Source organism: Rhodopseudomonas sp. WA056 (assembly GCF_010906995.1).
Taxonomy (GTDB): Bacteria; Pseudomonadota; Alphaproteobacteria; order Rhizobiales; family Xanthobacteraceae; genus Rhodopseudomonas; species Rhodopseudomonas palustris_G.
On record NZ_QPFS01000046.1, the window covers coordinates 1 to 15,088 of the forward strand.

A 15,088-nucleotide genomic window follows, 5' to 3' on the forward strand; every position below is an offset into this window, starting at 1 on the left:
CCGTCATCGTGCGCCTTGCGCCGCGCCGCCATCCGGTCGCGGTTGCATGGCCCGTTGCCGGCGAGCACCTGCTTGAACTCGTCCCAAGGAATCTCGCCGTATTCCCAATGCCCGGTCGCGTCGTTCTTCTTCAGATCCGGATCGGGGAGCGTCAGACCGAGATATTGCGCCTGCGGCACGGTGGCATCGACGAATTTCTGACGCAGTTCGTCGTTGGAGAACCGCTTGATCTTCCACTTGGTCGACGTGTCGCTGTGCTGGCTGGCCTGATCCGGGGGGCCGAACATCATCAGGCACGGCCACCACCAGCGGTTCAGCGCGTCCTGCGCCAGCGCCTTCTGCTCGGCCGAGCCCTTGGCCAGCGTCAGCATGATCTCGTAGCCCTGGCGCTGGTGGAACGACTCCTCCTTGCAGACCCGGATCATCGCGCGCGCATAGGGACCGTAGGAGCAGCGGCACAGCGGGATCTGATTCATGATCGCGGCGCCGTCGACCAGCCAGCCGATCGCGCCGATGTCGGCCCAGGTCAGGGTCGGGTAGTTGAAGATCGACGAGTACTTGGCCTTGCCGCTGAGCAGCTGATCGACCAGCTCCTCGCGCGAGGCGCCGAGGGTTTCGGCGGCGGCGTAGAGATACAGGCCGTGGCCGCACTCGTCCTGGACCTTGGCGAGCAGCGCCGCTTTCCGGCGCAGGGTCGGCGCACGGGTGATCCAATTACCTTCCGGCAGCATGCCGACGATTTCGGAATGCGCGTGCTGGGAGATCTGACGCACCAGCGTCTTGCGGTACGCGGCCGGCATCCAGTCGTTCGGCTCGATCCGCTCCTCGGCGTCGATCCGCGCCTGGAACCGCGCCGCCCGTTCGGCGTCCTCGATGTTCCGTTCGTCACCGTCGGACACGTTCAGTGCCTGGGTGTACATGGCGATCTCCTCCGGCGTTGTTGGAAATATAATTGACCAATTGGACGGTCAATGCAAGTGTCGGAACCGATCACCGATGGTGCGTCGCAACGCACTGTCCGCCAGCAGGATTCCGACCGCCCATGGCGCGCACGCGAGCCACCGACTACGACGATAAACGCCGCGGCATTCTCAGCCGTTCCGCGCGGCTGTTCGCCGAACACGGCTACACCGGCACCTCGATCACCATGATCGCCGATGCCTGCGGCGTCTCGAAGGCGCTGATGTATCACTACTACCCGTCGAAGGATGCGGTGCTGTTCGATCTGCTCGAAGATCACCTGCAGCACCTGGTCACGGTCGTCGACGCCGCAACGCAGGGCGAAAGCGATCCGAGCGACCGGCTGTTTGCGATTTCGGCGGCACTGCTCGAGGCCTATCGCGGCGCCGATGCCGAACATCAGGTGCAGATATCCAGCCTGAAGCTGCTGCCGCCGGAGCAGCAGGACGTGTTGAAGGCGCTGGAGCGGAAGCTGGTCGTCTCGATGTCGGATGCGATCGCCGCCGCGATCCCGGCCGCGGCCGCCAAGCCGGAGCTGCTGAAGCCGCTGACGATGTCGCTGTTCGGCATGCTGAACTGGCACTACCTCTGGTTCCGCGAAGGCAAGGGCCTGTCGCGTGAGACTTACGCGCAGATGGTCACCACGCTGATGATCGCCGGCGCCGAACAGGCGATCGACGCGATCACGGAGCCGACCAAAGCCGAGCGCGCACCGCGGAAGAAGAGCGAGCGCGTGCCCGTGGCGCGGCGGGCGTAGGTCGTACGGACTCTCCAATTGTCATTCCGGGGCGCGCGAAGCGCGAACCCGGAATCTCTCTCATTACTAACAACCTCGGGATTCCGGGTTCGCTCGCTCTGCGAGCGCCCCGGAATGACGGAGGCGAGGCCGGACGCTGCCCCAAAAAAGAAAGGCCCGCGCGAGCGGGCCGAGGTCGGGAGGAACGTCGAGCCTCGATCGTCAGAGGCCCGGGGTCGTCAGCAGCGGCGGTTAGGCCGACTTGCTGAAGGTCTTGGTGAAGTTGTCCTGCACCGATTTGGCGCCGTCGCTGACCAGCTTGCCGAAATACTCGGTGGCGAACTTGGCGCGCGACACCATCACTTCGCCCTGCGAGCGTGCAAGGTCGGACTGGATCTGGAACGCCTCGTTCACCGATTTCGCCGACGCCAGCTTGTCGATGCCGGTGAAGAACGCTTCGGTGTCCTGATAGATCGCCTGCTGAATGTTGCGGGTGATCTTGGCGGCTTCGCTCACCGAATTGGCGACGGTTTCCTCGATCGCCGAGGTCACCTTCTCCGAACCGGCGTGGAAGTCGGCAACCTTGTCCTTGGCGGTGCCGGCGGCACGCTTGACGAAGTCGCGGGCGGCTTCCGGAACCTCGAGGGTCTGGAAGTTCTTGAACGCGTCGGTCACCGGCTGGAACGCCTGCTTGACGCTGTCGGCCACCGTCTCGGCCGCCTTGGTGTAGCTCTCGTGGTTAGCAGCATCGGTCATCTGAAATCTCCATCCTCGTCGTCTGAGCCATGGTCTTCCCGTCCGACCATGCGGCCCGGGCAGGTAAAATATGACATAAACCATGTTGCATTGCAACATTAATGCTGCAATGCAACACAGAAATTGGCCTATATCGCTGATTTAACAGTAATTTCTCAGACACCGACCGCAATCAGCGCGTGCTTCTTGTGGGATCTACATCGCCTTCAAGACTCAAGCCGATCCTTTCGGTCGGCCAGACTTCGCCGGCTGCACCGCAGCCGCGAGCTCGTCGAGCCGGCGCTCGACCTCGGCCAGCCGGGCATTGAACTCCTGCATCTGCGCGCGCGACGGCAGATTCATACCGGCGAGATATTTGTCCATCATCTCGGCGAACTGCTTGTGGGCCTCGGCGGAAACGCCGCCGACCTGCTGCGCAACTTTTCCGAGCTCCGGCGACGCCAGCGCCTGATTGGCGAAGGCCGCAAAACCCTTGCTCATCTCGCCGAACATCGCCTGCCACGCCGCTGCCGGATCGTTGTCCTTGTCGGCCATTGCCGTCTCCCTCGTTGTCCTGCGCGGCATGCCGCGCGACGACGTTTTAGCGACTCGGCGCGGCGTAGGCGAAGCCAAATGGACCGGAACGATCGAACGGGGTGAAAGCGCCCTCCGGCTGCGCCAGCCGGTCGGCGATCGCCCACAGCACCGCCGGATTGACCACCAGACCGATATGGCTGGCGAGCACCACCTCGATGTTCTCGGCGCGCGGCGACGGCGTCAGCTGCGAGGTGCGCCAGTTCACGATGCCGTCGGTGCGCGAATAGATCGAGGTGGCCGGCACCGGCATCTCGCCGCCGAGCGGTTCGAGATCTTCGAGCTGGACCTCGCTCAGCTCCTCGCCGGACAGCTTCTCATAGATCCGCCTGGCGTTGGTGGCGGTGACGTCGCCGGTGAACGGGCTGCCGAGGGTGATGATGTCGCGCACCATCCCGGGCGCGTGCAGCGCGAGGTCACGAGCGTAGACGCCGCCGAGACTCCAGCCCACCAGACTGACCTTGCGGCCGGTCGCCTCGTGAACCGCGGCGAGCCGGCTTCGCAGCCTGGCGCGCATCCGGTAGATGCCGCCGAGATTGCGGCCGAGCTCCCAGGCGAACACCTGATAGCCGAGCTGCCGCAGATAGCGCCGCATCGGCGCGGTCGACAGGTCGCTGGCGAGCAGACCGGGCAGCACCAGCACCGGATGGCCGTCGCCGCGCGGTGCCTGCAGCAACAGCGGCGACAGCAGCAGGCTGGCGTTGAATTCGAAGAAGCTGCGCGCCTCGGCGAGCAGCAGCGCGACGCTCGGCGGCTTCAGCCGCTCGCGATTCGGACTGGCGCCGCGGTCGGCGGGCATCGCGTCTCCAATGATCGGTTACTTCTTATCCTTGGTCAGCGCACTGCCGAGGCCGGTCATGGAAATGAACATCTCGCCGAATCGTTCGGCGAGCTTCGGATCGAAGGTGAACCAGGTCTTCATCAACGCCTCGGGCGAGACCTTTTCGATGTTCGACAGCATCTGCTCCTGCAGCTTGTCCATCACCGCGGTCTGCATGGGCTGCACGTCGGGAAGTCCGAAGAACTGCCGCGCTTCCTCCGGCGTGCAATCGATCTCGACGTTGACTTTCATGGCCGCTCCACAGTCCTGCATTGACGCGTCAACCAGTATCGCCGCGACTGGTGCCGCGATGCAAGCGATCCGACAGGATCGCGCGCAGCTTCAACCGAAGCGTTCGGCGGAGAACGGACGCGGATCGGTCAGCGGCTGTTCGCCGGTCATCATTTCGGCGAGCAGCCGGCCGGTGACCGGGCCGAGCGTCAGCCCGTGATGCTGATGGCCGAAATCGAACCACAGGCCGGGATGCCGCGGCGCGCGGCCGATCAACGGCAGCATATCCGGAAAGCAAGGCCGCGACCCCATCCACGGCTTCTGCTCGATGGCCTCGCCGAGCGGGAATAGCGAGCGCGCCACCGGCAGCGTCTGCGCGATCTGCACCGGCGACGGCGGCGCGTCGCGGCGCGCGAACTCGGCACCAGTGGTCAGGCGGATGCCGCGATTCATCGGCGCCAGCAGATAGCCGCGATCGGCGTCGAGCACCGCGTGCTGCAGGCTGGCGTTGCCGCGCGGAGACAGATGGATATGGTAGCCGCGCTTGACGCCGAGCGGGAAACGATAGCCGAGCGGCTTGAACACCAGGTCCGACCACGGCCCCATCGCCACCACCGCCTCGCGCGCGGTGACGATTCCGAGCTCGGTCGCGACCCGCCAGCCGCCCTCCTCCTGCTGCAGCGTGCGCGCGTCGCCCTGGACGAAGCGGCCGCCGCGCCGGGAGAACAGCTCCCCGTAGGCTTTGACCAGCCCGCCCGGATCAGGGATCGAGCCGGGCTCGAGCCAATGGATTGCGCCGGCAAAATCGCCGGTGAGGTTCGGTTCGCGTTCAGCGATGCCGGCACGATCGAGCACGTCGGCGACGACGCCGAACTGCCGCGCCCGCTCGAGATCGCCGAGCGCCTTGGTAAAACTCTTGGGCGAACGAAACAGCTTGATCCAGCCGGTCTTGCGCAGCAACTCGGGCACGCCGGCATCCGCAATCAGCGCCTCGTGCTCGGCGAGGCTGCGCCGGATCAGCGGCAACGCGGCCTGCGCGGTCTCGGCCGCGCGGCGCGGCGACGAGGCGAGAAAATAGCGCACCAGCCAGGGCAGGAATTCGGGAATGCCGGAAAGCTGATAGTGCGCGTCGGCCGAGCCGTTCAGCGCATAGCGCAGCAGGTGACCGGGATCGCGCGGAAACATGTAGGGAAACACCGAGGCGCATTCGATCAGCCCGGCATTGCCGTAGCTGGTCTCGTCGCCCGCCGTGCCGTTGCGATCGACCAGCACCACGTCGCGCCCGCGGCGCTGGAGATGTAACGCAGCGCAGACACCGACGATGCCCGCGCCGAGCACCACGACATCGGTCTCGTTCCGCTTCATGGCTCCGAGTTAAGCGCATCACTGAGGAATCGCAAACGCCAAACCGCGTTTGCAATGGTGCCATAACGGCGCATCGCAACTCGGGCCGCGCGCTGCAAAGGGGCGCGTCACCGGCAGCTCAAACGCCGGGCAATCCGCTGCATTTCGTATCATCGCGACGACCGGCGCCGCCGCTCTGCAAAGTCCGGATGTCGGGACGATGACGAATCGCGCGCGTCAAGAAAATGGCGGGCCGATCGGCCCGCCATTTTTGGTCGCAATGTCGCAGCCCTCGGTTCAGCTCGGCTTCAGCGCCGGCGAGCCGTGCTCCATCTCGTAGTCCTCGATCTGCTTGGTGCGATCGGACTCCAGCGCGGCGCGGTGATCGGTGCCGATCGCCACATACACCGCCGGCAGCACGAACAGCGTGAACAGCGTGCCGATCATCATGCCGGAGACGACGACGAGGCCGATCGAGAACCGGCTCGCGGCGCCGGCGCCCGAGGCGGTGAGCAGCGGCAACAGGCCGGTGACCATCGCGGCGGTGGTCATCAGGATCGGCCGCAGCCGCACCCGCGCCGACTGTTCGATCGCGGTGCGCTTGTCGAGCGCCTCCTTGATCTGCAGCTCGCGCGCGAACTCGACCATCAGGATGCCGTGCTTGCTGATCAGTCCGACCAGCGTCAAAAGACCGACCTGGGTGTAGATGTTGATCGTCGCCGCGCCGAAGAACAGCGGAATCAGCGCACCGCAGATCGCCATCGGCACGGTGATCATGATCACCAGCGGGTCGCGCAGCGACTCGAACTGCGCGGCGAGCACCAGGAAGATGATGATCAGCGCGAAGCCGAATGTGATGGCGAGCTGGTTGCCCTCCTGGACGTATTGCCGCGCATCGGCGAGATAATCGTGACCGAACCCGGACGGCAGATTCTTGGCCTGCTGTTCGAGGAATTCCACGGCCTTGCCGACGGTGACGCCCGGCATCGGCACCGCCTGGAAGGTCGCAGAGTTGAGCTGGTTGTAGTGCGACAGCGCGTTCGGATCGGTCGCGGTCTCGATCGTCACCAGCGTCGACAACGGCACCTGCTGGCCGCTGGCGCTCGGCACGTAGAAGCCGTCGAGCGACTGCGGCGTCAGCCGGTCGGCGCGCGGCACCTGCGGGATCACCTGATACGAGCGGCCTTCGAGATTGAAGCGGTTGACGTAGTTGCCGCCGAGCAGCGTCGCCAGCGTGGTGCCGAGCCGCTGCATGTTGATCCCGAGGTCGCTCGCCTTGGTACGATCGATCGTCACCCGCACCACCGGCTGGTTGAAGTCGAGGTCGCTGTCGGCGACGATGAACAGCCCGCTCTTGCGCGCAGCGTCCTTCAGCTTGACCATTTCTTCGAACACCGCGCGGAAGCCGGCGGTCGAGTTGATCACCATCTGGATCGGCAGACCGCCCGGACCGCCGGGCAGCGGCGGCAGGTTGAAGGCGAAGGCGTTGACGCCCTCGATCTTGCTGAGCTCGGCCTGCACCAGCGGTTTGAGCTGCATCGCGGTGCGCTTGCGTTCGTCCCACGGCTTCAGCAGCATGCCGGCGATGCCGTTGTTCGGGCCCGACGTGCCGTTGAGGATGAAGCGCAGGTCGGTCTCCGGGAAGCTGGCATAGGCCTTGTCGAGCTTCTCGCCGTAGTAGTTGGCGTAGTCGATATTGGCGTATTTCGGCGCTTTCGTCACCGCGAACACGATGCCCTGATCCTCTTCGGGCGCCAGCTCCTTGGCCGTATTCATGTACATGAAGCCGACCAGACCGAGGATCACCACGGCGAACATCGCGGTGATCGGCCGGTAGTCGAGCGAGCGGTCGAGCTGCCGGCCGTACCACCGCGTCACCGAGCTGAACACGGAATCGACCTTGCGGGCGAACCAGCCCTGGCTGTCCTGATGCTTGAGCAGAACCGAGCACATCATCGGCGACAGCGTCAGCGCGATGATGCCCGAGACGATCACCGCGCCGGCCAGCGTGAACGCGAATTCGCGGAACAGCGCGCCGGTGAGGCCGCCGAGGAAGCCGATCGGGGCATACACCGCGGCCAGCGTGATGGTCATCGAGATCACCGGGCCGACGATCTCGCGGGCACCGATCAACGAGGCCTGGACCGGACTCTTCCCTTCCTCGAGATGGCGGTGGATGTTCTCGACCACCACGATGGCGTCGTCGACCACGAGGCCGATCGCCAGCACCATGGCCAGCAGCGTCAGCAGGTTGATCGAGAATCCCATCGCCAGCATCGCGGTGCAGACGCCGATCAGCGACAGCGGGATCGTCACCACCGGGATGATCACCGAGCGGAACGAGGCCAGGAACAGGAAGATCACCACGATCACGATGCCGACGGCTTCGATCAGCGTCTTCTCCACCTCGTCGATCGACGAGCGGATGAACTTGGTCGAATCGTAGGCGACCTTCATGTGCATCGAGGGCGGCAGATTGCGCTCGATTTCCGGGAACAGGGCGCGCACGCCGGTTACGATGTTGAGCGGGTTGCCCTGCGGGGTGGCCTGCACGCCGATGAAGATCGCCCGCTCGCCGGAGAACGCCACGCTGCTGTCGGTACTCTGCGCCGCCAGTTCGACGGTGGCGACGTCCTCCATCCGCACGAAGCCGCCGTCCTTGGCCTTGACGATCATCCGCTTGAACTGGTCGACGTTCTGAAGGTCGGTGTTGGTCGTGATGTTGGAGACGGTCAGATAGCCCTTGGTCTGACCGGCGGCGGCCTGGAAGTTGTTGGCCTGGATCGCCGCCGAAATGTCGTTCGCCGACACGCCGCGGCCCGCCATCCGCAACGGATCGAGCCATATCCGCATCGCGAACGTCTGGCCGCCGAGAATGTCGGCGGAGGCGACGCCGTCGACCGTCGACAGCACCGGCTGCACCACGCGCGTCAGATAGTCGGAGATCGCCGATCCCGACAATTCGTTGCTCGAGAAGCCGATATACATCACCGCCGTGGTCTGGCCGGTGGATTTGACGATCACCGGATCGTTGGCTTCCTTCGGGATCAGGTATTTGACCGAATTCACCTTCGCCAGCACTTCGGTGAGCGCCTGGTTGGGATCGAAGTTCAGCTTGACGTAGACGGTGATCAGGCTCTGGCCCTGCGTCGAGGCCGAGGTGATGTAGTCGACGCCTTCGGCCGAGGCGACCGCCTGCTCCAGCGGCGTGGTGATGAAGCCCTGCATCAGGTCCGGCGAGGCGCCCGGATACGACGTGGTGATGGTCACCACGGTGTTGGACAGCTTCGGATATTGCCGGATCGGCAGCGTCATCGCGGCGCGGAAGCCGATCAGCAGAATCAGCATGCTGACCACCAGCGACAGCACCGGGCGCTTGATGAAGATGTCGGTGAGGACCATACGGACGCTCCGTGGCGCACGGCTCTCGCGCGGCGCGCGGCGAGGCTGCGGTTGAGTTGTCTTCCGGACGGCGCCGATCGCCGGCCGGACCTGTTCGATACGAGGGCCGCTTGAGGCCGTCAGTAACGCGGCGGCGTCTTCGGCTGCGGCGGAGGCGGATCGGTCGAGATCGCCACCGCGGCGCCCGACTGCAGCTTGAGCTGCCCGACCGCGACGACGCGGTCACCCGGCTTCACCCCGGTCAGGATCACGGCGCGGCCGTCGATCCGGTCGCCGGTGCGAACGAATGTCCGCACTGCCGACAGATTGCTTTTTCCGTCCTCGCCCTTCTCGTCCTTGATCAGGAAAACGGAGTCGCCGTACAGCGTGTAGTCGACCGCGGTCTCCGGCACGGTGATCACCGCCGGCTTGTCGGGAAGCACCACGGTGGTGGTCGCGAACATGCCCGGCCGCAGCACCCGGCCCGGATTGACCAGGGTCGCCTGCACCCGGATGTTGCGGGTGTCGGTCGAGATCTGCGGTTCGATGGTGGTGATCTTGCCGTCGAACACCCGCCCCGGATAGGCGTCGACCGTGACGCGGACGGCCTGACCGACCGCCAACGTGCCGGAGTCTTTTTCCGTCACGGTGAAGTTGTCGTAAACCTGCGACAGGTCGGTGAGCGACACGATCTGGGTGCCGGCGCTCAGATACTGACCGACTTCGACCTGCCGCACGCCGAGCACGCCGTCGAACGGCGCCCGCACCGTCTTCTGCGAAATCAGCGCTTCGGTCTTGGCAATTCCGGCATTGGCCTGATCGAACGCCGCCTGCGCCGAATCCACCGTCGCCTGCGGGCCGAACTGCCGCGCGGCGAGCTGCTTGGCGCGGTCGAGCGACAGTTCGGCGACCTTGGCCTGCGCGCGGAAGTTCGCGAGGTCGGCCAGCTCGGTCTCGTCGAACAGCTTCACCAGCGGAGTGCCCTGCTTCACCTCGGAGCCGGCCTGAAACAGGATGTCGGTAATGCGGCCCGAGACGTCCGAGGTGACGTTGACCTGATGCACGGCGGCAAGATTGCCGACCGCGGTCAGCAGGTTGGGCAGCACTTCGGACTTCGCCTCTGCGACCGTGACGGTGATCGGCGGCGGTTTGTTGTTGGCGAAGAACTGCGCAATCATATGATTGCGGAAGGCGTTGAAGCCGACCAGCACGGCGACCAGCAGCCCCAGCAGCAACCCGACGATGATGAACCAGCGGACCTTCCGCACCGGGCGCGGGCGCGGATTCTCGCTGGAGCTCCGCGACGACGGCGGAGTTTCTGTCGCAAGCGTCATGTCATGCACTTCCTGTCGTTTCCGCCTGCATCCGATCCTGCGAAAATTCGCGGTCGAGATGGACGGCAATTACGGCTTCGTTCAGACCAATTCCACGTAGGATGAATTCGCACATCTGGCGCTCGAGACCGGCGGGGTTGCCGTAGCTCAGGCACGGCACCGACGGCAGCCGCGCCAGCGCCGCCATCAGCAAGGTGTGGTGGGCGAACCAGAACAGGTTCATCGGCTCCTCGCCGATCCTGACCGCATCGCCCGCCTCCACCGCCCGCTCCAGCGACATCACGAAGGTTCGCCCGATCAGACCGGTGACCTTCTCGTACACCAGACGGGCGAACTCGCCGTCGTCGAGCTGGCTCGACACCAGCAGGCGCAGCCGCTGATCCTCCTCCTGCTCCGGATGATCGGAGGCGTGCAGGAAGTGCAGCACCATCTCCCGGACCAGCACCACCAGCGTCTGGGTCGAGGGCTCGGCACCGAGCAGCTCGATCAGCGCCGGATCGGCCTCGCGCTCGCAGGCCAGAATCTCGGCATACAGCGCCGCCTTGCTCGGGAAATGCTTGAACAGCAACCCCTCCGAGATCGACGCGGCGGCCGCGACGCTCTTGGTGGTGGTCCCTGCAAAGCCGTTCCGGGCAAAGCAACGCTTGGCTGCGCCCAGGATCAGTTCCCGGCGCAAGTCGCTGGTCATGCGCAGTGAAGTCATTTTGTGAGTAGGCACTCACTTTGGCAATTGTCAATCAGGATCGCTGCAACGCACTAAATCGTGAGGGTCGAGATTGGCGGAAGCGGGGCGGACAAGCGCACCCGCCGGCCAAGGCGGTCCGGCTCGCCGAAGGCGGGAGACGAGCCGGCGCCTGACATGCGGCTGGCCGGTTCCATCCGCAAGGGCCTCGACGCGGATTTCCCGGACGTTTCGGCAACGTCGTAAATCGCCTATAGAGATTCAAAACAGGAATGACATGGAAACGGCCCCAGCAGAGCTCGCGGAAGCGTTCGATCTTGCACGTCTGACGCCCGACTTTTACGACAACCCCTACCCGACCTATCAGGCGCTGCGGACCCATCAGCCGGTCAAGCGGCTGCCGGGCGGCGGCTACTTCCTCACCCGCTATGACGACCTGATCGCGGTCTACAAGAACACCACGCTGTTCTCGTCGGACAAGAAGCGTGAATTCGCACCGAAATACGGCGAGTCCCTGCTGTTCGAGCATCACACCACCAGCCTGGTGTTCAACGACCCTCCCTCGCATACCCGAGTCAGACGATTGATCATGGGCGCGCTGACGCCGCGGGCGATCGCCGGCATGGAGCCGGACCTGATCGCGCTGGTCGACCGGCTGCTCGACGCCATGGCGAGCAAGGACAAGGTCGACCTGATCGAGGACTTCGCCGCCGCGATCCCGATCGAGGTGATAGGCAATCTGCTCGGCGTGCCGCAGGACGAACGCGCGCCGCTGCGCGGCTGGTCGCTGGCTATTCTCGGAGCGCTGGAGCCGGTGATCGGACTGGAAGCGTTCGGCCGCGGCAACGAGGCGGTGCGCGAATTTCTCGGCTATCTCGAGACCCTGATCGCACGCCGTACCGCCGAGCCCGGCGATCCGGAGCGCGACGTGCTGACCCGGCTGATCCTGGGCGAGGCCGGCGGCGAGAAGCTCTCCGCCAAGGAGCTGCTGCACAACTGCATCTTCCTGCTCAATGCCGGCCACGAGACCACCACCAATCTGATCGGCAACGGGCTGGTGACGCTGGCCGACAACCCTGCGCAAAAGCAGCGCCTGATCGCCGAGCCAGGACTGATCAGGACCGCGGTCGAGGAAATCCTGCGCTACGAGAGCTCCAACCAGCTCGGCAACCGCATCACCACCGCACAGGTCGAGATCGGCGGCGTGACGATGCCGGCGAATACCTCGCTGACACTGTGCATCGGCGCCGCCAACCGCGATCCGGCGCAGTTTGCCGACCCCGACCGGTTCGACGTGGCGCGCAGCCCGAACCGGCATCTCGCCTTCGCCTCCGGGCCGCATCAATGCGCCGGCATGGCGCTGGCAAGGCTGGAAGGCGCAATCGCGCTGTCGCGGTTTCTCGCCCGCTTTCCGGACTACGCGCTCGACGGAGCGCCGCAGCGTGGTGGCCGGGTCCGGTTCCGCGGTTATCTCAGCGTTCCTTGCCGGCTCGGTTAGCGCAGGCCGGCTCCATCGCACCGCCGCATTGTGCTGCGACGGCTGTGCGCGAACCGCCTCCTCGTTGCCCAGCCTCGGCGCCCAACCGGTGGCGGCGCTCGGTGATTTCGGAGATCATGGGCGGCAGAGATTCGTCCGGCCCGAGCGGGCCCTTTCACGAGCGAGGCCCAGTGAATCGACCGACGACGAAGCATGGCGCCCCGCGTCGCTACCGGCGCCCCGTCCTCCTTGCCCTTGCGACGCTGCTTGCCGCGGCCACGCCGGCGCCCGACGCGGACGCCAAGCGGGCCCGCCCCGCGGCGACCACCGAGGCGATCGCTCCCCGCGAAGCCGGCGAGCCGGTGATGGCGATCGTGTCGATCAAGGAGCAGCGGGTAACGCTGTACGACGCCGATGGCTGGATCTATCGCGCGCCGGTCTCGACCGGCACCACCGGGCGCGAAACCCCGGCGGGCGTGTTCACCGTGGTCGAGAAAGACAAGGACCACCGCTCGACGATGTACGACGACGCCTGGATGCCGCACATGCTGCGCATCACCTGGAATGGGGTCGCGCTGCACGGCGGTCCGCTGCCCGGCTACCCGGCGTCGCACGGCTGCGTGCGGATGCCCTACGGTTTCGCCGAACGGATCTTCGACAGGGCCAGGATCGGCATGCGGGTGATCGTGTCGCCGGAGGACGCGGCGCCGGTCGACATCAGCCATCCGGTGCTGTTCTCGCCGAGCGCCGAGGCACTCGCCGCAGCGCCGGCGCACGCCGAAACCGCGGCACGCGAGGCCGAGCAGGCGGCCGAGGCGGCCGACGAGGCCAAGGCCGCCGCCGCCGCAGCCGCCCGCGCGGTGAAGCCGCTGAAGGACAGCTTGCGCAAACTGGAGCGCGCCCGGACGCGGGCCGAAGCGGCGCTGAAGGCGGCCGACAAGGTGCTGGTTGCCGCCGCCACGGACGAAGCCAGGGCCAAGGCGGAACAGCGGCAGCAGCAGGCCGCGCAGCAGCTCGGCGAGGTCACCACCCAGCTCGAAACCGCCAAGGCCGATGCCGACGCCAAGCACGCCGCCGCAGCCGCCACCAAGGAAGCCGCCAAGGCCGCCGCTGCGAAGAAAGCCGAGACCGCGAAACTCGCGACCGACGCCAGGCTGGCACAGGAGCCGGTGTCGATCTACATCAGCCGGGCGACGCAGAAGCTCTACGTTCGGCGCAACACCCGCAAGCCCTTGCCGGACGGCGGAGAGCTGTTCGACTCCTCGATCGAGGTGCCGGTGACGATCCGCGATCCCGACCGGCCGATCGGCACGCACATCTTCACCGCGATGGCGCGCAACGACGCCGGGTTGCGCTGGAGCGCGGTGACGATCGAGAGCGCCGACGATGCCAGAAGCGCGCTCGACCGTGTCACGATTCCGCCGGAGGTGCTGGACCAGATCGGCCCGACCGCGCTGCCGCGTTCCTCGATCGTCGTGTCGGACGAGCCGCTGAGCGCGGAGACGAATTACCGCACCGAGTTCGTCGCAGTGCTGAGCGATCAGCCGCAGGGCGGTTTCATCACCCGCAGGCCGACGCGCGAACCGCCGATCGCGAGCAACGACGACTGGGGTGACGGCGGTTGGGACAACAACGGCTGGGACAGCGGCTGGTCGAATGACGGCTTCTCCCGCCGCACGGAGCCCCGCGTCGTCCCCAGCCGCCGCGGCGGCTATTACTATCAGCCGCAATCGACCTGGTGGTAGCGGCCGGCGCTACGCGCCATCCACCGCCACGCCGTCGAGAGATTGGGCCGGCGTCCGCTGCACCAGCAGAGTCGGAATCCGGCGGGTTCCGCTGCGCACCGTGACGACGCGGGTGTCGGCGTGACGGCCGGCTCGCGACGCGGTGACGATCAGGCCGGCGGCGATCAGCCGTTCCCGCGCCGCCTCGACATCGTCGACACGCCAGCCCACGCCCCACAGCTTGTCATGCTCGGCGTCCGAGCCGGCGACCGGCCGGTGGACCACTTCGATCCTGAGATCGCCGCAATGGAACGACATCAGCCGCCCCCAGTCCTGCCGGGTGCGGTCCAGCGCCATGGCCAGCCCGAGCCGCGCCCCGTACAGCGCTGCGGCGCGCTCGGGATCGGAGGTCGAGATCACCAGATGATCGAGGCCGACCACCGGCGCCGTCCCGATCACCTGTGAATGCGGTCGTTCGGAGCCGAGTTCGAGGAAAAACATCCGGACCCCGCGGGTGGTCTCGGTCGCGGTCCGGGTGCGCTTCCATGCCAGCGTGGCGCCGGTGATGCGGTCGCGGCCTTCGACGTCTGCGACCGGCGTCGGCTGCAGCGCCACCCGCTCCAGCCGGTTGCGCGTCGCCGCGACGTCGGCGACCCGGAAGCACAGGCTGGCGATTCCCTCGCCTTGCAGCTTGATCAGCGTGCGTAGCCGCTCGGCGTTCGGCCCCGGACCTGACGGCGCCATGAATTCCACCGACATGTTGTCCAGGGTGAACAGAACGTTGTCGGAGCCGTCGTCGCCGCCGCGCCAGGCCGGCGCGCGGGCCAGCAGCGTCTCGTAGGTCGCGACCGTCTCGGCCAAATCGCTGACCAGAACGACGAGGTGATCGATCGCGGTGATCATGAACGTTCCCCCTGCATGCGCAGCGCTCCCGGCGGTGATTTGCGGCGCGATGTTATCGCGTTTGCCGCACCTGTTGATGGACGTGCAATCCCCGGACAATGCCGAGGGCGCCGACCAGCGGCCGTCCTCCCGCGGAGTTCGATCCCGAGCGCTCCTCACTCTCGCCT

13 protein-coding genes are annotated in these 15,088 nt (G+C 66.2%); 3 read left to right on the forward strand and 10 right to left on the reverse strand.

Features of this window, described 5'->3' with window-relative positions; translation table 11 throughout:
• A partial coding sequence (gene paaA, locus DU475_RS11310) for a 1,2-phenylacetyl-CoA epoxidase subunit PaaA (protein ID WP_164632215.1) occupies positions 1 to 920 on the reverse strand: 920 nt, incomplete at its 3' end.
• Positions 921 to 1,042: 122 nt separating this feature from the next.
• Between paaA and DU475_RS11315 the strand changes: the two genes are divergently transcribed.
• The gene (locus DU475_RS11315; protein WP_142883230.1) at positions 1,043 to 1,717 is read left to right on the forward strand and encodes a TetR/AcrR family transcriptional regulator; all 675 of its coding nucleotides are present in this window, start codon (positions 1,043 to 1,045) and stop codon (positions 1,715 to 1,717) included.
• A 231-nt stretch (positions 1,718 to 1,948) separates the two neighbouring features.
• On the opposite strand, the gene DU475_RS11320 is transcribed toward DU475_RS11315, so the two are convergent.
• The 8 genes from DU475_RS11320 to DU475_RS11355 all read right to left on the reverse strand — a co-directional run bounded on the left by DU475_RS11320 (position 1,949) and on the right by DU475_RS11355 (position 10,838).
• Positions 1,949 to 2,452, reverse strand: a complete 504-nt coding sequence (locus tag DU475_RS11320; protein ID WP_142883231.1) for a phasin — start codon at positions 2,450 to 2,452, stop codon at positions 1,949 to 1,951.
• Between the two features lie 213 nt (positions 2,453 to 2,665).
• Positions 2,666 to 2,986 carry a poly(R)-hydroxyalkanoic acid synthase subunit PhaE gene (locus DU475_RS11325; protein WP_013501343.1) on the reverse strand — a complete coding sequence of 107 codons (321 nt, stop codon included), beginning with the start codon at positions 2,984 to 2,986 and terminating at the stop codon, positions 2,666 to 2,668.
• Between the two features lie 46 nt (positions 2,987 to 3,032).
• A complete protein-coding gene (locus tag DU475_RS11330) occupies positions 3,033 to 3,824 on the reverse strand; it encodes an alpha/beta fold hydrolase (protein WP_164632216.1) in 792 nt (263 codons plus the stop codon).
• A gap of 18 nt (positions 3,825 to 3,842) precedes the next feature.
• The gene (locus DU475_RS11335; protein ID WP_011159311.1) at positions 3,843 to 4,097 is read right to left on the reverse strand and encodes a DUF6489 family protein; all 255 of its coding nucleotides are present in this window, start codon (positions 4,095 to 4,097) and stop codon (positions 3,843 to 3,845) included.
• 90 nt (positions 4,098 to 4,187) lie between these two features.
• Positions 4,188 to 5,441, reverse strand: coding sequence for an NAD(P)/FAD-dependent oxidoreductase (locus DU475_RS11340; RefSeq protein WP_164632217.1), 1,254 nt, complete (start codon positions 5,439 to 5,441; stop codon positions 4,188 to 4,190).
• Between the two features lie 276 nt (positions 5,442 to 5,717).
• Entirely contained in the window at positions 5,718 to 8,822 is a 3,105-nt protein-coding gene (locus DU475_RS11345) for a MexW/MexI family multidrug efflux RND transporter permease subunit (RefSeq protein ID WP_164632218.1), read from the reverse strand.
• A gap of 119 nt (positions 8,823 to 8,941) precedes the next feature.
• Positions 8,942 to 10,135: an efflux RND transporter periplasmic adaptor subunit gene (locus DU475_RS11350; RefSeq protein WP_013501339.1), complete on the reverse strand. Its 1,194-nt coding sequence runs from the start codon at positions 10,133 to 10,135 to the stop codon at positions 8,942 to 8,944.
• A gap of 1 nt (position 10,136) precedes the next feature.
• Entirely contained in the window at positions 10,137 to 10,838 is a 702-nt protein-coding gene (locus DU475_RS11355; RefSeq protein ID WP_013501338.1) for a TetR/AcrR family transcriptional regulator, read from the reverse strand.
• Between the two features lie 256 nt (positions 10,839 to 11,094).
• Here DU475_RS11355 and DU475_RS11360 point away from each other — a divergent pair, with 256 nt between their 5' ends.
• Together DU475_RS11360 and DU475_RS11365 are read left to right on the forward strand one after the other, a co-directional pair.
• The gene (locus DU475_RS11360) at positions 11,095 to 12,315 is read left to right on the forward strand and encodes a cytochrome P450 (protein WP_164632219.1); all 1,221 of its coding nucleotides are present in this window, start codon (positions 11,095 to 11,097) and stop codon (positions 12,313 to 12,315) included.
• 170 nt (positions 12,316 to 12,485) lie between these two features.
• Complete coding sequence (locus DU475_RS11365) at positions 12,486 to 14,039, forward strand: L,D-transpeptidase (protein ID WP_164632220.1); 1,554 nt, start codon at positions 12,486 to 12,488, stop codon at positions 14,037 to 14,039.
• Positions 14,040 to 14,048: 9 nt separating this feature from the next.
• Here the strand turns inward: DU475_RS11365 and DU475_RS11370 are convergent, their stop codons facing one another.
• Positions 14,049 to 14,921, reverse strand: a complete 873-nt coding sequence (locus DU475_RS11370) for a VOC family protein (RefSeq protein WP_164632221.1) — start codon at positions 14,919 to 14,921, stop codon at positions 14,049 to 14,051.
• Positions 14,922 to 15,088: the final 167 nt, after the last annotated feature.